Source organism: Ihuprevotella massiliensis (assembly GCA_900095835.1).
Lineage (GTDB): Bacteria > Bacteroidota > Bacteroidia > Bacteroidales > Bacteroidaceae > Alloprevotella > Alloprevotella massiliensis.
On the sequence record LT608321.1, the window covers coordinates 2,619,603 to 2,640,543 of the forward strand.

16 protein-coding genes are annotated in these 20,941 nt (G+C 50.1%); 5 read left to right on the forward strand and 11 right to left on the reverse strand.

The window, feature by feature from the left end; genetic code table 11:
• Positions 1-105 precede the first annotated feature (105 nt).
• The 7 genes from rseP to BQ2633_RS11625 all read right to left on the reverse strand — a co-directional run bounded on the left by rseP (position 106) and on the right by BQ2633_RS11625 (position 6,365).
• On the reverse strand, positions 106-1,521 hold the full coding sequence (rseP, locus tag BQ2633_RS10565; protein WP_075566966.1) for an RIP metalloprotease RseP: 1,416 nt from the start codon (positions 1,519-1,521) through the stop codon (positions 106-108).
• An 86-nt stretch (positions 1,522-1,607) separates the two neighbouring features.
• Positions 1,608-2,756: a 1-deoxy-D-xylulose-5-phosphate reductoisomerase gene (locus tag BQ2633_RS10570; protein WP_075566967.1), complete on the reverse strand. Its 1,149-nt coding sequence runs from the start codon at positions 2,754-2,756 to the stop codon at positions 1,608-1,610.
• A gap of 16 nt (positions 2,757-2,772) precedes the next feature.
• Positions 2,773-3,333 (reverse strand): ribosome maturation factor RimM, encoded by a 561-nt coding sequence (gene rimM, locus BQ2633_RS10575; RefSeq protein WP_075566969.1) that lies wholly within the window; start codon positions 3,331-3,333, stop codon positions 2,773-2,775.
• A 123-nt stretch (positions 3,334-3,456) separates the two neighbouring features.
• Entirely contained in the window at positions 3,457-4,761 is a 1,305-nt protein-coding gene (gene murA / locus BQ2633_RS10580) for a UDP-N-acetylglucosamine 1-carboxyvinyltransferase (protein ID WP_075566971.1), read from the reverse strand.
• Positions 4,762-4,792: 31 nt separating this feature from the next.
• On the reverse strand, positions 4,793-5,326 hold the full coding sequence (locus tag BQ2633_RS10585) for a DUF4290 domain-containing protein (RefSeq protein ID WP_075566973.1): 534 nt from the start codon (positions 5,324-5,326) through the stop codon (positions 4,793-4,795).
• Between the two features lie 7 nt (positions 5,327-5,333).
• Complete coding sequence (gene tsaB, locus BQ2633_RS10590) at positions 5,334-6,026, reverse strand: tRNA (adenosine(37)-N6)-threonylcarbamoyltransferase complex dimerization subunit type 1 TsaB (protein ID WP_075566975.1); 693 nt, start codon at positions 6,024-6,026, stop codon at positions 5,334-5,336.
• A gap of 210 nt (positions 6,027-6,236) precedes the next feature.
• Positions 6,237-6,365, reverse strand: coding sequence for a hypothetical protein (locus BQ2633_RS11625; RefSeq protein WP_346048631.1), 129 nt, complete (start codon positions 6,363-6,365; stop codon positions 6,237-6,239).
• 868 nt (positions 6,366-7,233) lie between these two features.
• On the opposite strand from BQ2633_RS11625, the gene BQ2633_RS10600 reads away from it, so the two are divergent.
• The 5 genes from BQ2633_RS10600 (at position 7,234) to aroC (ending at position 13,745) form a co-directional block, all read left to right on the forward strand.
• A complete protein-coding gene (locus tag BQ2633_RS10600) occupies positions 7,234-7,815 on the forward strand; it encodes a hypothetical protein (RefSeq protein WP_075566979.1) in 582 nt (193 codons plus the stop codon).
• A gap of 211 nt (positions 7,816-8,026) precedes the next feature.
• Positions 8,027-9,406, forward strand: a complete 1,380-nt coding sequence (locus BQ2633_RS10605) for a flotillin family protein (RefSeq protein WP_075566981.1) — start codon at positions 8,027-8,029, stop codon at positions 9,404-9,406.
• Between the two features lie 188 nt (positions 9,407-9,594).
• Positions 9,595-11,490 (forward strand): DNA polymerase III subunit gamma/tau, encoded by a 1,896-nt coding sequence (locus BQ2633_RS10610; RefSeq protein WP_075566983.1) that lies wholly within the window; start codon positions 9,595-9,597, stop codon positions 11,488-11,490.
• Positions 11,491-11,625: 135 nt separating this feature from the next.
• Positions 11,626-12,321 carry an FKBP-type peptidyl-prolyl cis-trans isomerase gene (locus BQ2633_RS10615; protein WP_075566984.1) on the forward strand — a complete coding sequence of 232 codons (696 nt, stop codon included), beginning with the start codon at positions 11,626-11,628 and terminating at the stop codon, positions 12,319-12,321.
• 353 nt (positions 12,322-12,674) lie between these two features.
• Entirely contained in the window at positions 12,675-13,745 is a 1,071-nt protein-coding gene (gene aroC / locus BQ2633_RS10620) for a chorismate synthase (RefSeq protein ID WP_075566986.1), read from the forward strand.
• 687 nt (positions 13,746-14,432) lie between these two features.
• Here aroC and BQ2633_RS10625 read toward each other — a convergent pair.
• The 4 genes from BQ2633_RS10625 to BQ2633_RS10640 all read right to left on the reverse strand — a co-directional run bounded on the left by BQ2633_RS10625 (position 14,433) and on the right by BQ2633_RS10640 (position 20,941).
• Positions 14,433-14,987 carry an outer membrane beta-barrel protein gene (locus tag BQ2633_RS10625; RefSeq protein WP_075566987.1) on the reverse strand — a complete coding sequence of 185 codons (555 nt, stop codon included), beginning with the start codon at positions 14,985-14,987 and terminating at the stop codon, positions 14,433-14,435.
• Positions 14,988-15,177: 190 nt separating this feature from the next.
• Complete coding sequence (locus BQ2633_RS10630) at positions 15,178-16,659, reverse strand: DHHW family protein (RefSeq protein ID WP_075566989.1); 1,482 nt, start codon at positions 16,657-16,659, stop codon at positions 15,178-15,180.
• Positions 16,660-16,700: 41 nt separating this feature from the next.
• Positions 16,701-18,149 (reverse strand): MBOAT family O-acyltransferase, encoded by a 1,449-nt coding sequence (locus BQ2633_RS10635; protein ID WP_075566990.1) that lies wholly within the window; start codon positions 18,147-18,149, stop codon positions 16,701-16,703.
• Between the two features lie 251 nt (positions 18,150-18,400).
• The gene (locus BQ2633_RS10640; protein WP_075566992.1) at positions 18,401-20,941 is read right to left on the reverse strand and encodes a bifunctional UDP-N-acetylmuramoyl-tripeptide:D-alanyl-D-alanine ligase/alanine racemase; all 2,541 of its coding nucleotides are present in this window, start codon (positions 20,939-20,941) and stop codon (positions 18,401-18,403) included.

Sequence of the window (20,941 nt, forward strand, 5' to 3'; positions counted from 1 at the left end):
TGTGCAGAGCAAATGGAGAAAATGTGGCGTATCTTCCTGTCGTTGCTCTAAAAAGGCAAAGGTGCGTAGGAGGAAATTCCCACGCACCTTTGATTGATGGGTGATTTAGAAGATGAAACGTACGACGTCGTTGAAGATGCCTAGGGCCATCAAACCGAGAACGAAGTAGAATCCTACGGTGTTTACGCGCTCAATCCATTTGTCGGATAGGCGACGACGAGTGATCATCTCAATGAGTGTGATGAAAATGTAGCCACCATCGAGCATGGGGATGGGGAGGAAGTTCATGAACGCTAGCATCAATGAGATGAACGCTGTGAGATTCCAGAAAGCAGTCCAGTTCCATGCTGAGGGGAAAAGGCTACCAATGGCTCCAAAAGAACCGACGCTCTTCACACCGTCTGCGGAGAAGAGATAGCGCAAGTCGCTTACATAGCCCTTCAGCACGGAGAGTCCGTGAGAAATGCCCGCAGGAATGGACTCAATGAAGCTATAGTGGATGGTTTCAGTGGGATAATCCGCAAAGACATTGTGCTTGGTTACGCCCATTTTTCCTTCTGCGTTGAGTGAAAAACGGAGGGTGTCGGCAGTAGCTGCGAGAGTTTTTGCCGTATCTTGGACAGCGTGCTTAACTACAAGCGTAGTCTGCAAGAGTTTTGCGTCAACGGGCTTGCCTTCTGCCGCAGCAATTTGGTCTTGGATGGGATAAAGCAGATTGTCAATCTCGTTCCATGTGCTGACTTCACGACCGTTCATGGCAATAATGGTGTCACCCTTTTGCAAACCAGCGGCTTTTGCGGGGCTTTCTGCCAAGACACTGTCCACGATAGAAGGAAGGGTGAGCGCGACGAAGGGAGGTTGTTGCTTCAAGGCTTTGAGCAAATCGAACTGACCATCGATGTTGATGTCCACGTTCTTTCCATTGCGGAGCACGTGCACGGTGTGAGCATCGCCCAAATCGCGGAGCATCGCCACGTGGTCAAGGTAAGTGTAAGTCTTGCTGTCCACGCCCGTGATGAGATCACCGTCTTGGAATCCGAGTTTCTTGGCTTCCGTGTTGAACGACATGCCGTGAGTGATGCCCTTGAGTGGGATGCGCTGTTCGCCATTTACCCAGAGGAGCATAGCATAGATAAAGAGTGCCACGAGGAAGTTCACCAATACGCCACCCACCATCACAAGAAGACGCTGCCAAGCTGGCTTGTTCTTGAAAAGTTCGTGGGCAGGAATGTTGGCTTCTTCCTTTGCCACTGCATCGGCATTGGAGCTTTCGTCCACCATACCGGCGATTTCTACGTATCCACCGAAGGGGAGCCAGCCAATGACAAAGTCTGTGTTGCCCCAACGACCAAGTTTTAGTGCTTTCTTCTTACCGCCTTTCCAGAAATCAAAGAAAAGACTGAAGCGATGTACGCGAATGCCAAACACTTTGGCAAAGAAAAAGTGCCCGCCTTCGTGTAATACCACGAGAATCGAGATACTCAAGATGAGTTGAAGGGCTTTAATAAGGAATACTTCCATGAGAAGAATAGATTGCTATTGAGATTGAATTGCTTGTTTATAGGAATTGTGTGGCTGGACCATGGGAGAAAATGGCAGCTTCTTGGCTAGGGAATCATCGCCTCTACCAACTTTCTCACTTCGGCATCTGTTTGGAAATAGTCATCCAACGTAGGTTTCTGCACGAATGTGGCTTCTTGCATCGCTTTTCTAATGAGGCGCGCAATGTCTAGATAGCCGATTCGCTCTTGACGGAAGGCGAGATTCACCACTTCGTTCGCTGCATTGACAATGCAGGGCATATTACCTCCGATGGCGGCAGCCTCATACGCGATGCGCAAACAGTCGAAACGCTCGAAGTCTGGGCGTTCAAAGGTGAGACTTCCCAAAGCGGTGAGGTCAAGTCGCGCACCGCTTAGGCTGTCATGTCGGGGAAATGAGAGCGCGTATTGGATGGGCAGGCGCATATCGGGCAATCCCATCTGAGCTTTCACGCAGCCATCTGCCAGTTGCACGGCACTGTGCACGATGCTCTCGGGATGTACCACCACTTCCACTTGTTCGGGAGTGAGACCAAAAAGCCACTTTGCTTCGATCATCTCGAAGCCTTTGTTCATCATCGTCGCACTGTCGATGGTGATCTTCGCACCCATCTCCCAATTCGGATGCTGCAAAGCCTGTGCCGCTGTGACGGTTTGGAGTTGTTCGAGGGAGAATTTGCGGAAAGGTCCGCCAGAAGCGGTGAGCAACACTTTGTCAATGGCATTGCCATCTTCGCCCACTAGGCATTGGAATATCGCACTGTGCTCGCTGTCTACGGGAAGAATTGCCACGCGCTCGCGAACGGCGAGCTCGGTAATCAGTTCTCCTGCCACCACCAACGTCTCTTTGTTGGCGAGTGCAATAGTTTTATGCGCTTCTATCGCAGCGATGGTGGGGCGAAGTCCGGCAAATCCCACCATAGCTGTGACCACTGTGTCCACATCTTGGAGACGCGCCACGTCGCAAAGGGCTTCTGCACCCGTCCACACCTTGATAGGGAGGTCGGACAAGGCAGCGTTAACCTTTTCATATTGACTTTCGTCGGCTATCACCACCACTTCGGGCTGAAACTCTCGCGCTTGCTGGATGAGCAAATCCGAGTTGCTTCCAGCGGTGAGGGCATAAGCCTCGTATTTGTCGCGGTGTTCGCGGATGACGTCCAAAGTTTGCGTGCCAATCGAACCAGTGGCACCAAGTATTGCTATTCTTTTCATAGTTCGTCTGTCGGCATCAAGCGTTGAGTTCTAGGATGCCTTCGGGTAAATTCAACAGCAAATAACGGTCTTTCACGCTATAGTCCACCAAGAAATCATCGTGAAGCGGAATCAAAAGTTCATCGCCTTCTTCGGTTTCTACGGTGAGAAGGGTGTTCGCCGTGGAGGTATTGACGGAAACGATGGAGCCCAGTTCGTATGTCGCCAACTGTTCTTCGGTGGTATTGGCTTCGTCCACCAAAAGAAGGCTGAAACCAGTGAAGGCTTGTAGGTTGTTGATCTCATCATGTTCCTCTTCGTCCACAAATTGTTGGGGATAATACACAGAAAGTCCGACCAATTGGCGCGCTGCTGCGTCATCTTCCACCTCCTCAAACTTAATAATCACCGCTTCATTGTTTTTGAAGCGATATTCTTCGAAGAAAAAGGGTACAAACAGCCCGTCGATGCGCAAAACGAGGTATTCCGCCTCGGCTCGGTCGAAGATGTCGTCTGTAAATTGCAGTTCCACTTCGCCGTGGATGCCGTGTGTGCGTGTGATGCGACCGATTTGAAATACTTCTTCTGGGGTAATCATTGAGAATAGGTGGAAGAAAGAGGATGGAGAAAGGCGAGAGTATGGAGGATAGATTACGCCTTATATATAATAATGTGTGAGGGAGTCTGTAACAATGCGTGAGGAAAGCCGAAAAACTTCCTTTTAGATGCGTGTAATCTTTGCACCAAGCGCGTTAAGACGTTGTTCGATGTGCTCATATCCGCGGTCGATTTGCTCCACATTGTCTATGCGGCTTGTGCCGTCTGCGCTAAGGGCAGCGATGAGGAGTGCGATGCCTGCGCGGATGTCTGGGCTAGACATGCGGCGCGCACGGAGTTGATGCTCGAAATTGTGCCCAACCACCACCGCACGGTGGGGATCGCAGAGGATGATCTGCGCGCCCATGTCGATGAGTTTGTCGGTGAAGAAGAGACGGCTCTCAAACATCTTTTGGTGGAAAAGCACACTTCCCTTCGCCTGTGTTGCCACAACGATGAGAATAGAAAGGAGGTCGGGGGTAAGACCGGGCCAAGGCGCATCGGCTAATGTCATAAGAGAACCATCAATAAACGACTCAACCTCGTAGCGTTGTCCGCCAGGGATGAACAAATCGTCGCCTTGCACCTCAATTTTAATGCCGAGTCGGCGGAAGGCATCGGGGATAATGCCCAAGTCGCGCAGAGAAACTTGCTTGATGGTCAGCCCATCTCCCACCATCGCTCCCATGCCGATGAACGAACCAATCTCGATCATGTCGGGAAGTATGCGATGAGTAGCCCCGCGCAAAAGCTTGGTGCCCACAATCGTCAGACGGTTGGACGCGATGCCCGAGATGTTTGCTCCCATGCGGTTGAGCATGTGGCAAAGTTGTTGGATATAGGGTTCGCAAGCAGCGTTGTAAATCGTAGTTGTTCCCTCAGCCATCACAGCCGCCATGAGAATATTGGCAGTACCTGTGACACTCGCTTCGTCCAATAGCATATACGCTCCCTTCAGGTGATCAGCACTGATTTCAAACAACTGATGATCGGCATCGACAGTGAAGGAAGCGCCTAAGCATTGTAGGCCGTAGAAGTGAGAGTCTAGGCGACGACGTCCGATTTTGTCGCCACCAGGTTTGCTCACTACGGCATGGCCAAAGCGCGCCACCAAAGGTCCGATGGTCAATATCGAACCGCGGAGCGAAGAGCAGCGTTCTAAATACTCCTCGGTGCGGAGATATTCCAAGTTGATACTGTCGGCTTGGAAGGTGATGTCGCCAGGGGCATTACGTTTCACCTTCACTCCGATGTCTTGCAATAGGAGAATCAAGTTGTTAACATCCAAGATGTCGGGCACGTTTTGCAGGCGCACCTCTTCGTCAGTGAGAAGAGTGGCGCAAATCACTTGAAGTGCTTCGTTTTTTGCCCCTTGGGGGAATATTTCGCCTTGGAGACGATGGTTGCCTTCGATGAGGAATGAAGCCATACGGGAGGGAAGGAGTTGAGAGGATGTAGGATTAAGAAATCAGCGAGGTCGCTTCTTGCTGCGTGATGCGTCCGCGTGTGAGGAATTCAATGTCGTGGGCTATGCGCTCATTGTCGGGCATATCGCCACGCACCTCATAGAGTTTTTCGCGCATGCGCTTTGCAGCAGCTACGATATGGAGGCGTCGTTGTTCGGCATCCTCGTTGTCTGCAGCTTGGTTTAGGAGCTTTTCCACCAAAACACCGTAGTGTCGCAGACGCGGATGCTGTTGAGAGTAGGGCAAGCGTGGAGGACGCTGTTGTTCTTCGTGGGGTTCGATGGCGCAAGGATAGTCAATGTCGAGTTGATAGTTCGAGAGTTGTGCCAAATGGTTCCACAATTTTTCGTTTTCCTCCTGCGTGGGGTTGGTCACTTGCGCCACAGCTCTCATCACCATCATGATGCGTTGTGCATAGGCTTGGCGTTCTGCGCGGTTTTCTATGGAGAGAGCATGATCCACCATCAGTTGCACTTCGCGGCCATAGGCTTTCATGCGCAGAGGTTCCAGTTGAGTGTTGTAGAGCATCGCAGTGTTACAGGAGTTTTTTAGGTTGTGAGGCTTGGAAGTCCTTGAGATAGAAGGGCTCAAAATAGGCTAAATCTTCAAACTTTCCTTCGAGGAATGCCTTTTCTGCCAAGGGTGCCATATATTTCGCCAAGGGGTGGGCGTTGTCGACGAAGCGCGCATTGGGATGATCAATCACTTCTTTGCACTTCTCCGCACCATTGCCGAGGAAATACACAGGACCGCGGTCTAACCACTCTTTGTAAGTGTCGGCAGTGACGATGTCGGGCTGCACCTCACGCAGTGGGCGGAGGGCACGGTCATAGACCGCTGCATAGACCTCCATGCGTCGTGCGTCGATCATAGGCACGAGGAGTGCATCTTCGGGCATTTCATCGTCGAAGAGTAGGGTGGGCACGGTGATCACTTTGAGAGTAGGCACAGAAATCAAGGGGACATTGCGCCCGTAAGCCACACCTTTTGCCACGGAAGTACCAATGCGGAGTCCAGTGTAACTACCAGGACCAGCCGAAATGGCTACGGCATCAAGAGGAATCGCGTGACTCTCGATGAAACTCAGTGCTTCGTCCACATAAGGAGCGAGCACAGTGGCGTGCGAAGGACCTTCGAGCGTGTGTTGCTCAAAAATCACTTGGGAATCTTCCGACACCGCCACCGAGCACACCGTGGTGGAGGTTTCGATATGTAGGATACAAGCCATAATTGTTGTCTTTATTGAAAGACCGATTAAGTCTTATTTTTGTGTGCGACTGTGCTGCTTGGTGGTAAAATCGCGGTGGTTCTTTTGTCGATGAGCCACCCTGTGGGAACATTCTGCTGTCTTCCCTTGCCGAAAGTCCATAGCAAGCCAATCTATCAATGTGCGAATTTACCACTTTCTCGGCGAACGGCAAAGATAATGCGCTGAAACTTAATCGAGCGCCCCTATTTCCGCACCCCATTGTCCACTTGTTTCTCCTTTCTCTCGGTAGACAATGGAGAACTCTCCTGGATAGTTGGTTGCCCATCCGCTATGCTGTGTGGAGTAAGCTGGACGCATGCTGTGAAGTTCATAGCGTCTTTCTTCTGTGCTACTTTATCGCCGGATGGCGTTCCTTATATATAATCTGTAACCTCGTAGGATGGGGAAGAAAAATCCCTAGTTTTGCCCCCGAAAAAGGAGCGAAAAAAGAAAATGTCGGACATACCGAAAAAAAACTCCCACGTTTTTCAAAAATTCTCCCACGTTTTTCAGAAAATCTCCGACATTTTTTGGAAAAACTCCCACGTTTTTTCGGAAATCTCCCACGTTTTGGTTTGTTCTCTCCGATATTCGTGGAATAAGATAGGAGAAAACGTACTTTTCAGCCCTAAATTCCATAGTTTGTTGAGCTTTGTTCTCTGGTGCATAGGCTTCAAATCTGCTAGTTTGTGGAATGAGGGTGGGGCAATTAGGGACATTACCCTATATCCTGCGAAAGATGCGACCTGCGCAAGCGGACTATCTAGCTATTTCTTGGAGGGGAAGTCAGTGCAGAATGGATGTTTTAGGGTGTTTTTGCTAGTTTTCAAGTAGCAAAATTGCTGTAAAATGAAATTTTCTTGCAGAATTTATTCGTTTTTCTTGGAGGTGATGAAGAAAAACTCTATTTTTGCAATGTGTTTTTCATAGTATTAGATTTAAGGTTAACAAGGTTGGGATACAGTGGTATCCCATTTTTTTTGCCCTTATCGCTGAAATTTGATGCTAAATTCGTGCTTTTTGTGTCTTCATTAGGAGGCGCGAATGTGAGATTTACCATTTAAATCTAGAGAAAAGCATCATTCTATATCATATTTGTGAGAATAATGTTCCGAATTATTGCAGAACATTTGGAGAATTGCCCAAGAGTCTGTAATTTCGTGGTATCATTATTACAATAAACACCATGACAACTATTGATAACTCCCTTTGGGAACAGTTTCTTCTCGCCCCCATGTATTATATCTATTGGGGAATTGCCATTATTTCGAGCTTAGTTTTTACGATACAAACCATCTTGTTGTTCGTTGGTTTCGACACCGATGCCGACTTTGGTGGAGGTGATGTGGCATTCGACGTGGATGGTCTGGCTTTGGTTTCCGTCAAAACGGTGGCTTGCTTCCTACTGGGCTTCGGCTGGAGCGGAGTGATTCTAGCTCCTCTCTTTGAAAATGGTTGGGCGGTAGCCTTAATCTCGTTGGGCATTGGCGCACTCTTCATGTTGGGCGCTTGGTTGTTGCTCAAACAAGTGCTGATGCTTTCGCAAGACAATACCTTCCATGCAGACAAAATCGTGGGATACACTGCCGATGTCTACCTTCGCATCCCAGCAGATGCCGACAAGAGTGGTAAGGTCATGGTGAGCTACGAAGGTTCTCTCCACGAACTCCAGGCTTTCAATGCTAGTGCAGAGGACATTCCCACCGGTGCTAAAGTGCACATTGTGGAAGCCATAGACGATGCTACCGTGCGCGTGGAGCGTGCCTAAGACAAAATGTGGCAGTCTGCTGTGAACCTAAATCTTTGCTTGGATTTTTACTCGCACCGTGCTGCCTACGATGTCTATGAGGTGCATTGATTATCGCTATCCTTTCCTTCGTCCCTACGTGGAAATGGTGACACATTCGCTGTAATCCTCCCACGGATGAGGCTGAAATTAAGGATTTTTCCCTCGTATCTAATATCTAAAATCATAAAATATGGAACCATTACTCCTTCCCATTATCGGGGTTTTGGCAGGATTCATCCTTCTTGCCGCTTTGCTCAACCGCTATCGCCGTTGCCCCTCCGACAAAATTCTGGTCATCTACGGAACAACCTCTAACGGAGGCTCGGCAAAATGTGTGCATGGAGGCGGTGCTTTCGTATGGCCCATCGTGCAAGACTACGCTTATCTCAGTCTTACGCCCATCTCCATCGAAGCTAACCTCACCAATGCTTTGTCACGTCAGAACATTCGTGTGGACGTGCCTTGCAGATTCACCGTGGGTATCTCTACAGAAGGCGAGTCTATGAACAACGCTGCGGAGCGTTTGCTCGGACTCACGCCCAATGACATCCAAGAAATGGCGCGCGACATCCTCTTTGGTCAGTTGCGCTTGGTGATTGCTTCTATGTCTATCGAGGAACTCAACAGCGACCGTGACAAATTCCAAGAGAACATCATGACCAACGTGGAGATTGAGCTCAAGAAAATCGGACTCAAGCTCATCAATGTCAATGTGACCGACATCAAAGATGAGAGTGGTTACATCGAAGCCTTGGGAAAAGAAGCTGCGGCTAAGGCCATCAACGAGGCAAAAGTTAGCGTGGCAGAACAAGAAAAGATTGGTGAAATCGGTCGTGCTGAGGCACAAAAGGAAACGCGCATCCGTACTTCTGAAGCAAACGCCAAAGCTATTGCCGGAGAAAACGAAGCTAAGGTATCGATTGCCAATTCTGACGCCTTGCGCCGTGAGAAAGAAGCTGAAGCTAGTCGTAGAGCTGTGGCAGCCGAAAAGGTGGCGCAGGCAAAAGCTTTGGAAGAAGCCTATTCTGCAGAGCGCGAAGCTGAGTTGGCGCGTGCAGAGCGCGAGCGCGCTTCTCAACAAGCCAACGTGATTGTGGCACAAGAAGTGGAGAAGAAACGCGTTGTTATCGAGGCTGAAGCCGAAGCAGAACAGAAGCGCGTGCAAGCACGTGGTGAAGCTGACGCTATTTTTGCTAAGATGGAAGCAGAGGCAAAGGGTCTTTATGAGATTCTCACGCGCCAAGCTCAAGGATATGACAAGATGATTCAGGCTGCCGGTGGCGATGCTACGAAGGCTTACACCCTTTTGCTCCTCGAAAAGCTCCCAGAACTCGTACGCACTCAAGTGGAAGCTATCAAGGGCATCAACATCGACAAGGTGACGGTTTGGGACAATGGCGGTCAGTCTGCTGATGGCAAAGGAAGTACTGCCAATTTCCTCAGTGGTCTGCTCAAGTCTGTGCCTCCTCTCTCCGATCTCTTCGAACAAGCTGGAATGAATCTTCCCGAGTATTTGGGCAAGCATAAGGAAGGTGGCGAAGAAATCGTGGAAGTGATCGAGGAAAAATAACCTTTCCCCAAGGGAAGATATCAGCATTTTAGGTGCGGTGTCGGCAATCGGTATTTCGTAAATCTGAAATTCGGTGACGCACCTTTGATACTTACGCAAAAAAATAGGGCGATGGACGTGGGTTCATCGCCCTTACTTGTTGATTTATCCGTAGGAAAATTGTAACTTTGTAGCAAACTTAGCACGTTATGTCAGACTACATTGTATCGGCTCGTAAATATCGTCCAACCAACTTCAATAGTGTGGTGGGACAGAGTGCGCTTACCACTACGCTCAAGAATGCGATTGCTACAGGAAAGTTGGCACATGCCTATCTTTTCTGCGGACCTCGTGGCGTGGGTAAGACTACTTCTGCGCGCATCTTCGCAAAAACAATCAACTGTCTCACGCCCACTGAGAGCGGAGAAGCCTGTGATCATTGTGAAAGTTGCGTAGCATTCAACGGAGGTCGCTCATATAATATTCATGAGCTCGATGCCGCCTCCAACAACTCCGTAGATGACATCCGAGAACTCATAGATCAGGTGCAGATTCCCCCACAAGTGGGACGTTACAAGGTGTTTATCATCGACGAGGTGCACATGCTTTCGCAAGCCGCTTTCAATGCGTTCCTCAAAACTCTGGAGGAACCGCCAGCGCATGCGATTTTCATCCTTGCCACTACGGAGAAGCACAAGATTCTTCCCACGATTCTTTCGCGTTGTCAGATTTATGACTTCAATCGTATGGAGGTGGGCGACACGGTGCGCCATCTTCAGCACGTGGCAGAGCAAGAGGGCATCCAATATGAGGAAGCTGCGCTCAATGTTATTGCGCGAAAAGCTGATGGTGGTATGAGAGATGCGCTCTCTATCTTCGATCAAGTGGCATCATTTACGGGAGGCAACATCACCTACCAAGCCACCATCGACAACCTCAACGTGCTCGACTACGATTACTATTTCGCTGTCACCGACCATTTGGTCAAAGGGGAGATTTCGGAATCAATGATGAAGCTCAACGAGATTCTGTCAAAAGGTTTTGAAGGTGGGCATTTCATGAGCGGACTTGCCGCGCATTTCCGCGATCTCTTGGTGAGTCGTGATGCGCAAACCCTTCCTTTGCTGGAAGTTGCGGAGACGGTGCGCCAACAATACGCAGAACAGGCACAGCGTTGCACGCCGCGTTTCCTCTATCGTGCGTTGAAACTCTGCAACGACTGCGATATGGCTTATCGTGCTGCGCCCAATAAGCGGCTGTTGGTCGAACTTACGCTCATTCAAGTGGCACAAATCTTGCAAGAAGACGAAGCAGCAGGCTCCGGGCGTCGCCCTAAAAAGTGCCTCCTTCCCATCTTTCAGCTAGCGCCTACCACTGCGGTGGGTGCAGCTCCGCAGCGCCAGGCTCAGCCCTCGGCAGCTCCTCAAGTTGCGTCCGCTATGCCTTCGGGACATTCAGCGGTTTCTCCCACTGCTTCGCCTGTTTTGCCCGCTGGTGTCGCAGAAGCTCCCACTGCTTACCGCCCTTCTGCTCCGACTGTCGCTGCAAATGGCAACGCAGGTGCAAGAGCTCAGGGCAATGCTCAAAGTCAATTCGACCAAAGTCGTTTGCAAACGGTGTCACTCACGCGTCGTCCACGGCCTAATGCTGCGGAAGGTGCCCATGCCACGGCGCAAGGCGCTAGCGGAGAAGGCGTGGCACCACAGAACATAGCCGTTGCGCCAACAGAAAAGCGCCACGAACCCTTTACGATCGAAGAGTTGCGCTATCAATGGTTGCGATTTGCCAACGAACTTCCTGCAAGACAGGGGGCAGAGTCTGGGCGTTTGAAAATCATTTTACCTGAGTTGAAGGAAAATAATTTGGTAGAAGGGATGGTGGAAAACTCAGCCGCTGCCAATTATCTCCAACAGGTGTTGCCTGCGCTCACACAATATCTGCGTCAAGGTCTGAAAAATGACGACGTAGTGGTGAAGTTTGTTGTCAACACTGCGGTGAATGCCAAACCCCGTGCCTATTCTCCTAGAGAGATATTCCAAGAGATGCTCAAGAAAAACGAAGCCTTCAAGAAGTTGGCTGTGGATTTGCGCTTAGAAGTCTTGTGATTTCTGCGTTTACTTCCTACTTTCTGGAGAAGATCTTCCCAATACATCGATAGATTGAGCACATTTAGGCGTGCTCTCTCCGATATAAATGCTCATATATTATTAAATCGCTCTTAAAGCAACAACATTTCCAATATGAATAATCTACAAGAAACCACCCAATTTCCTACGGGTTCAAATCGTTACATTGCAGTTTCCTACCAACTCTTCGTGGACAACGAAGCAGGCGTGCGAGAAATCGTAGAAGAAGCCCCTGCGCAGCACCCATTTCAGTTTATTTCTGGGCTGGGCATGGCTTTGGAGGCCTTCGAAAGCCAAGTAGCGCACCTGAACGAAGGAGATTCTTTCGAGTTCACGCTGAGTGTTGAGGACGCTTATGGCCCTTACGAGGAAGAACATGTGATTGAAGTGCCCAAACAAACCTTTGTGGTGAATGGTCGTTTCGACACTGACACTATTTATGCAGGAGCTGTGCTCCCTCTCGTCAATGAAGATGGCTTGCGCTTCGATGGTCTTGTGCTCGAAGTCAAAGAAGACGTTGTGGTGCTCGACTTAAACCACCCCTTGGCTGGTAAAACTCTCCACTACGAAGGCAAGGTGGAAAAGGCTCGTGAGGCAAGCAACGAAGAAATTCAAGGTGCGCTCAACATGATGTCTGGTGAAGGTTGTGGCTGTGGTTGCGACCACGATCACGAACATGGCGAAGGTGGCTGCGGTTGTGGCGAGCATCATCACCACGAACATGGTGAAGAAGGTTGCGCTTGCGGCGAGCATCATCACCACGAACATGGTGAAGAAGGTTGCGCTTGCGGCGGACATCATCATAATTAAGCCAATGTCGTGCTGAATAACTCCGTTGTTTCCTCCATCGTCACGGAGAAGCCTTGAGCGTTTTCATGGATAAATCATGAGCTTTCCAGGGCGAACTCTAGAGAATGATAGGAAGCAGCAGTAGAACATTCGGTACCTCATCCCTAAAAACTCCACAAGTCGGACTTCACGGATACGTTCCGCAAAGTCCGACTTGCTGCTTTTTTTATCTAGATTTCTAGATGTTCTAGTTTTCTAGACGTACTAGTATTTCTCGATATTCTAGAAATTCTAACCCACCGAGCCATAGAGCGGCGAGCATAAAGGGATATACGAGCCTCTTACGTCTAATGTCTTACGTCTAACCTCTAAAAATGAATACATTCGGTCAATACCTTCGTCTCACCACTTTCGGGGAGAGTCATGGTAGCGCCATCGGAGGCGTGCTAGATGGGTTCCCAGCGGGCATCGTCATCGACGAAGATTTCATCCAAAGCGAACTGCAACGTCGCAAACCCGGTCAGAGTCCACTCACCACTTCTCGCAAAGAAGATGATCAAGTTGAGCTACTTTCTGGCGTGTTTGAAGGCAAGAGCACTGGATGTCCCATTGGCTTCATCGTGCGCAATCGCAATCAGCACTCCAAGGACTACGACAATATGCGCTCACTCTTTCGTCCTTCGCATGCCGACTACACCTATCATGCCAAATATGGGGTGAGAGATCATCGTGGTGGTGGGAGAAGTTCTGCACGCGAAACGATAGCTCGTGTGGTGGGTGGCGCTTTTGCCAAACTCCTCTTGCGTGCTTTAGGCGTGAGCATCACCGCTTGGACACGACAAGTAGGCACGCTCGTGCTCGACACCGACTATCACCAGTTGGATTTCTCTGAAATCGAGCGAAATCCCGTGCGTTGTCCCGATGCAGACATGGCAGAAAAGATGGCGGCTCTCATCATGGAAGTGAAGGAAGAAGGCGACACCATCGGCGGAGTGATCGAGTGTGTGGTGCAAGGCGTGCCAGCAGGGTGGGGGGATCCCGCTTTTGGCAAGCTCCATGCTCGTTTGGGCGCTGCGATGCTCAGCATCAATGCGGTCAAGGGCTTCGAATATGGATTAGGATTTGCCGGAAGTTCTTGGCGAGGATCCGAACAAAACGACAGCTTCCTTCCTGGATACACCACAGCCACTAACCACAGTGGCGGCATACAAGGTGGCATTTCCAATGGACAAGACATTGTTTTCCGTGTAGCCTTCAAACCAGTTGCCACCATCCTTCAACCTCAAAGCACGATTGATGTGAATGGCGAAGCCACAACGCTCGACGCTCGTGGCAGACACGACCCCTGCGTCTTGCCGCGCGCCGTACCTATTGTGGAGGCTATGGCAGCCCTCACACTGGCAGATGCCTATCTGGTGCAAAAAACAGTACGTTTTGAGCCATAAGCCTCGTAGCTTTCTGGGGGGGAACTCTTTACATGAAACGTAAGATCACTGCTTATGCTTTCTACCTTTTGCCCTATTCTTCATAGGATGTTCCGTGTAGATTGTTAAAATCGACACTGCAAGTTCGGTTTTTTCAAAAAATCCTTGGCTTGTCATCATTAATTTCCTAAATTTGCACTAAGTAGTTGTCGTGATGATAACGAGAAAATAGTTTAGTTAAGTCTAGTTTAGTTTTTGTGTTGGTTAATGGGACACCGCTAATAAGTGGAGGTCCCATTAATTTTTTTGTGTCGTTCGCTCTGGAAAGTCGGAGAGAGGATTTGTAAAGTCCGTGAAGTGGGGTTGCATCTACAGAGATTAGAGGCTATCACGTTCGTGAAGTGAGATTGCACTTTTAGAGAGTAGTAGTGATCACGTCCGCGAAGAGAGGCTGCACCTTCAGAATGTTTCGGTTGTCTCTTAGGAGAGAATCTTCTCCTCTAGCGGATAGGGCAGCGATGGAAACGAAGGAATCTTCTGAAAGTTGGTAAAGTAGGAAAACAAGATTCCTAAGGAAAGAGTGCAAGTTAGGCAAAAAGAGTCCCCGAGTATGGTTCAGAAAAAAGCCATACTCGGGGAGTTTTATGGGGAGTCACGAAGCCCCATGGAGAAAAGTCCTACTTGAGGGCTATGTTTACAGAGTTTCGTTTAGAACTTGTAGCCTACGGAGAGCATACCGCGATTGAAATCTTTGGGTGCTACGTAGTAGGAGAAGCGCACGTCGAGGTGTTGCCAGAGCATCAAGCCCACATGTGGAGCCACAAATGCGTTCCATGTGCTCTGGTCGTTACTGAAATTATGATTACCATAGGAATCGTTAGACACACCTACGGTCACACCAGCAAGAGGAGAAACAGTCTTTTCGGGTTGCCAGCGATAGGTTCCGTTGAGAGACGCCAACACCGAAGAGGCTTTTACGCGTACTTCGTTGGGAGCTCCGAGTTGAGCATCAAAGGTGGGGGAATAATAATTATAATATTGTATGCCTCGCGTGTGCGCCTCCGAAGAAACAGCCAGACCCAATTCCACATTCTTGATTTTTTCATAGGATGCTTTGACGGAGAATCCTATATATTGGAAAGCGGTTGGCGCACTGCTGACGATAGGCGTGGTGACACCTACGGTCCATCGTACGGCACGTTGTGCTTGCGTTGCGAGAGGAAGCGCGAGAGCTACCAATAGACTAAAAGTAAATTTCTTCATAATTTATGGTTTTCTCAAGCAAATTCCAGAGGAAAAACTTGAAGATATAGGTTGGTTAATTGCAGTGCAAAGTTACGATATAGCGAGAAAACAGACAATACTCATTAATAAGTATAATCGAAAAAAGTAAGCTGATTCATAGAGAAAGGAGCACATTGCGTGGGAAGTGGCAATTCTTTCGAGAGGAATCCTATTCCTTGGTCGAAACTACTGACATTTCACTTGGAGTAGTCGTGCTTTCTGCTGCTGGTTTAGGGGATTTTTCAGGACTCTTCTTCGGAGAAGTAGAGGCAGGCTTTTCCGTTTTTGGCGCACTCTTCTCAGGCGTTGCAGGTGCGGCAGTAGGAGCCCCTCCGTGCTGCGATAGGAAGCGCAGGTAAGACTTATAGATATTGGGCGAATAAGCCTTGAAGATATTGTTGGCAAAAAGGATGTCGGTAATCTTGTTTTGCGTCACATAGTCCTTCATGTTCTTGAGGAAATAGCGAGAATCTACCACGTGAATTTCGCCAAAGCTGAAGAAGAGATAGCCAGGAATGGCATTTCCGAAACTGTCTTTCATGATGAGCAGGCGGCGCTTCGAGGGAGTAGAGGTGCGCACCACAGTGAGGCGTTGGTCACTTCCCATGAAAGTGCAGTAAGCTCCGGGGTGTCCATCGCGGTAGTGCTGGAAGAATGCCCCATTGTGCGGCTTTCCTTCGGCAGTGACGCGATAGTTTTTGTCCACTTGATAGTCGGTGTAGGTGGTGGTGTAGGTGACGCCTTTAGGAACGTAGTAGACAAAGTCCTCGGGTGCGTTCTTGATAGCCACGTCTTTGGCATATCCATACATGCTACCCACATAGTTGCGCACCACTTTTCGGTCGTAGTGTGAGAGGTCTTTGAAGGGCACGCCCGCAGTTTTGGCAAAGGCTTCAGCAGCATAGTAGCCGCCGAGGGGAGCCCAGTGATGGTCGGTGCGGAGATAGATGTCTTCTTGAGCGTGTTTTCCCAGAGGCGTGTAGGCATCCACCGATTTCACAGCAGGATCGAGCAAAGCATAGGTGCTGCGAATTGTAGGATATTGAGGGCGCGAAATACGTTTTGCCTGTTCTGGACAATAGTATTCCACTGCCGTTGGGATGAGCAAGCAATACACTTGGACCGACTTGCCAAAAGTTTGTTGGTAGAGGTTGCAAGCTTGGGCATATCCCACACAGCCCTTGCTACTTCCGCCAAAAGCCATGAGCGCGCGCACATTTTTTCCCGAACCCGTGACGATGATACCTGCGTTGGAAATCTTCGCATTCTCGTCGGCAGTGTGGTTTTCATACTGCTGCATCTCAGGATCGTGAGAGTTGGCAGCTGCATCGTTGGACGCCAGTTCTGAAGAGTCAGGAGAGGCAGCATGGAAGGTCACATTTTCTTCACCGCGATTGAGGGAGAGTGCATGTTTCGTCTCCATGCTCATTTGCATGAAATGGTCGCGGTAAGGCTCGCTGTCGCTGAACCAAGTAGAAATTTCTTTGGTGAATGCCCCCGAGAGTAGGCGGTCCACAGTGAAGGAAGGGAAGGTGGCAAGATCGCGCTTCTCGAGAGGCGAAAAGGTGCTGCGTGGGAAGGTGTCGAAGACCACGGCAAAGGCGGCAAAGACAAGCCCAACGATGAGGAGATAAAAACGAGAATATCGCATGAGAAAAACAAGAGTCTGAGGTAGAAAAGGACAATGTAAGTTTAGAATCTGGTATAGATGAACGCATTGTTCGTGGCGCCTACGAGCAACGCTACGGATAGGGCAAGGATGCCCACGGAGAGTGCCACCCTGCCGAGGGTCACAACCACGGCATACGCGCCTGAAGATTCACCTCCCAAGGCACGAGCGGTGAGCCATTGTGCGCCATGACGAAGCGGCATGCTCAAGACGATGGCTGCGATCCACAACCAAAAATGGTCGAACACAGCACCTGTGGTGATGAAACTGTGCAGTTCGCTCGCTCCTCCCACTAGGGTGTGGAAAAACTGTCCAAGGCGGTTGAAATCGTCGAAGTAGAAGATGCCCCAACCCACCACGATGAGCAGCAGACTATAGACATGGAGGAGCACACGCGGCACACGATGGATGAAACGAAGAAGGGTATATTTCTCTAACATCACGATGATACCGAAATACATGCCCCAGAGGACGAAATTCCAACTCGCACCGTGCCAAAGACCTGTCAAGAACCACACTGCCAAGATGTTGAGCGATTGGTGGCGACGATTGCCACCGAGGGGAATGTAGACATAGTCGCGGAAGAAACTTCCCAAAGAGATGTGCCATCTGCGCCAAAATTCGGTGATGCTTCGGCTAATGTAGGGATGCGAAAAGTTTTCGTTGAAGTGGAAACCTAGACAACGTCCCATGCCAATCGCCATGTCACTGTAGCCCGAGAAGTCGAAATAGATTTGGAAAGTGAATGCCAAGATGCCTAACCACGCACCAGAGGTGGTGAGGTGCTGGAGATTGCCGCCTAAGAACTGCGAAACAATTTCGGAGAACTGGTTGGCAAGGATCACTTTCTTGCCTAGTCCGATGAGGAAACGATAGACCCCTTCGGCAAAATCGTGGGCAGTGACGCGGCGGTCTTGGATTTGCGCTGCTACGGTGCTGTAGCGCACGATGGGACCTGCCACAAGTTGAGGGAACATCGACACATAGAGCAAGAGATTACCGAATGATTTCTGCACAGGACTCTCACGTCGATACACATCGATGAGATAAGACATAGATTGAAACGTGTAGAAACTCACGCCAATGGGCAAAGCGATGTGAGGGTTCGCCACGGGGATGCCTAAACTGGTCAAAGTGTCGGCAATAAGACCGGCATATTTGAACGTGCCGAGGATGGTTAAGTTGCCGACAACACCTAGGAAGAGCGCAAAACCGCGGTATTGTTCAAAACGGATGAGCGCAAGACCGCCCAGATAGTTCCAAAGCACGCAACCCAGCATCAGAAACACGTAGACAGGTTCTCCCCACGCATAAAAAATGAGTGAGAACAACACGAGTACGGCATTCTTGAAGGTGTTGACCGGACGTCCGTTGGGTTGTAAGGATTTTCGGTCGATCAGCCCTGCCAAAAGATAAAGAATGGCACAACTAGGGAGAAAGACGAAGAGAAAAAAGAGATCAGAAAAGACCATGTAAGCGAGTTGTCGTTGAAAAAGAGTAGATGTGTTGGAAGTATTGCCGTGGGAGCAGGCAGGATGGAGCCTCCTTGTGGCACTCCAAATCCATAGAAGTAGATAAGAGCGTGCCCAAGGAGGCAACGAAAATTACGTGTTTAAGGGAGGGGTCGCGAAGCGTTTCTGTGAAGATACAGAGCCCCTCACCATCATGTGCGGAGCAACCTCGCAGCTGTTAGACCACCTAGATTAAATGACAAAGAAGAGCATTACTCAAAGAAGACTCTCTTGACGCGATCACTGACGGAGGTGAGAATTTCATAGGGAATGGTGTCGAGCCATTCCGCGAGTTGGGCAGCCGGCAGGTGTTCGCCAAAGATTTCTACGGAATCCCCTTCGCGACAAGGCACATCCGTCACATCAATCATACAAACATCCATACAGATGTTGCCCACATAGGGAGCAGGATGTCCATTCACCAGGCAATGTCCGCGCCCGTTGCCAAGGTGTCTGTCCAAGCCATCGGCATAACCAATGGGAATGGCAGCAATGCGCGAGCGACGTTGCACAATGGTCTTGCGACTATAGCCCACACTCGTGCCAGCAGGCACTTCACGAATCTGAAGAATCGTGGTGCGCAAGGTAGCCACGTGTTCGAGGGTGCGATTGTCGATGGGGTCGATGCCATAAAGTCCTAGTCCCAAACGGCACATGTCGAGTTGACGTTCGGGAAAACGCTCTATACCTGCGGAGTTGCAGATATGGCGTAGGAGATGGGGGAATGCCGCTTGGAGTTCGAGTGACGCACGATCGAAGCGCGCAAACTGTTGTGCCGAGAATTCGTCGAAATCGGAACTATCGCTCCCCACAAAGTGCGAGAAGACAGAACGAGGTCGCAGGGCTTGTTGGTGGCGGAAACGCTCAATCACGGCGGGAATGTCGTGCTCAGGATTGAAACCCAGGCGACACATGCCCGTGTCGAGCTTGATATGCACGGGGTATTGCGTGATGCCCTCATGGCGTGCTGCTGCGATAAGCGCATCGAGTAGGCGGAAATTGTAGACTTCGGGTTCAAGACGATACTTAAACAAGGTATGGAGCGCGCTCATTTCGGGATTCATTACCAAGATTCCGGCAGTGATACCCGCTTTTCGGAGTTCCGCACCTTCGTCTGCCACCGCCACGGCAAGATAATCTACGCCAAGGTCTTGCAGCGTTCGAGCCACCTCCACGCTACCACAACCGTAAGCTCCGGCTTTGATCATACAAGTGAGTTTCACGCCGGGACGAAGGTGCGAGCGGTAGAAGCGCACATTGTCGGCAAGTGCGGATAGATTGATTTCCAAAGTCGTTTCGTGCACCTTGAGTTGGAGTTCGTCGGCAATGCGCTCAAAGGCAAATTCGCGTGCACCTTTGAGGAGCACCACGGCATCAGAAAGCGAAGCAAGGCAAGAACTTGCGAGAAAATCATCGGTATGGTCGAAGCATTCCACCTGACAATCCAACAAGGCTTGTAAACGTTCCACTTCGTGGCCGATGCCGATGACTTTGTCCACAGGACGCGATGCAATGAGTGTCGCCACACGCTGATAGAGTTCGCCAGCGGGCATGCCCGTTTGCTGAAAATCGCTCAACACAAGCACAGATTTATGGTGTGCTTCTTTGCGACGATGTAGGAAATCGAGGGCAATGTCGAGCGACGTGAGATCGGCATTGTAGGCATCGTCGATGAGCGTCAGTCCACGCACACCAGCTTTCACCTCAAGGCGCATCGCCACCGATTGGAGATTGGGCATGCGCAGTGCCAGTTGTGAGGGCGTAACTCCGAGTTGTAGTCCCACCACTGCTGTGTGGATGGCATTTTCGATGGAGGCTTCGTCGGTGAAGGGGATGAAAAACTGGTATTTCTCTTGGTTCTGACTGAAAACGTAAGAACCATCTGGTGCAACCTCCGCAATTTGGAACGAAATCTCCGTGCAGTCCGAAAGTATGTGGGTGGAGAAGCGATATTGCGCTGCTTTGCCTTGTTTAGACCACGTGATGCGCTTACCCGAAAATCTCATTTTGTCGAGGGTTGCCCCGATGAGGGCATCGTCGGCGCAGTATACTAAGGCTTCGCAATGGGTGAAGAGCTGCAATTTCTCTGCGCATTTTTCCTCCATACTGGAGAAGTTGGCTTCGTGTGCAGCCCCGATGTTGGTGATGAGTCCAAGCGTGGGTTGGATGATGTCGCGCAAACGTGCCATTTCGCCCGTGCGACTGATGCCAGCCTCGAAGATGCCGATGCGCCTTTGCGCATTGAGCAACCACACCGAGAGGGGAACGCCAATCTGAGAATTGAAAGATCGGGGCGAACGTGTCACTTGTTCGGATGGGCAAAGGAGTTGATAGAGCCATTCTTTGACAATCGTCTTACCATTCGACCCCGTGATGCCGACAACGGGCAGCGAAAACTGCGCACGGTGGGCAGCTGCCAACTGCTGCAATGCGTGGAGAGGCGATTTGACACGGAGAAAATGGACTTCGTCTTCGAGAGGTTGCGCGCCATCTGCTGTGAGTGTCTCGAGGTTGTAGTCGTCATTGACCACAAAATTGCGAACTCCGCGCTGGAGTAGCGCAGGGATGTAGCGGTGTCCGTCGCCAGTGGCTGTGCGAAAGGCAAAGAAAAGAGAAGTTTCGGGGAAAGCAAGGGAGCGACTATCGGTGAGCAACCAATCGATGGGGGCGTCTAGTGCAGGAATGTCGGGATGGGCTGCGCCATCAATGGAAGCGCCAATGATTTTTGCAGCTTGTGCTATCGTGTAGGACAT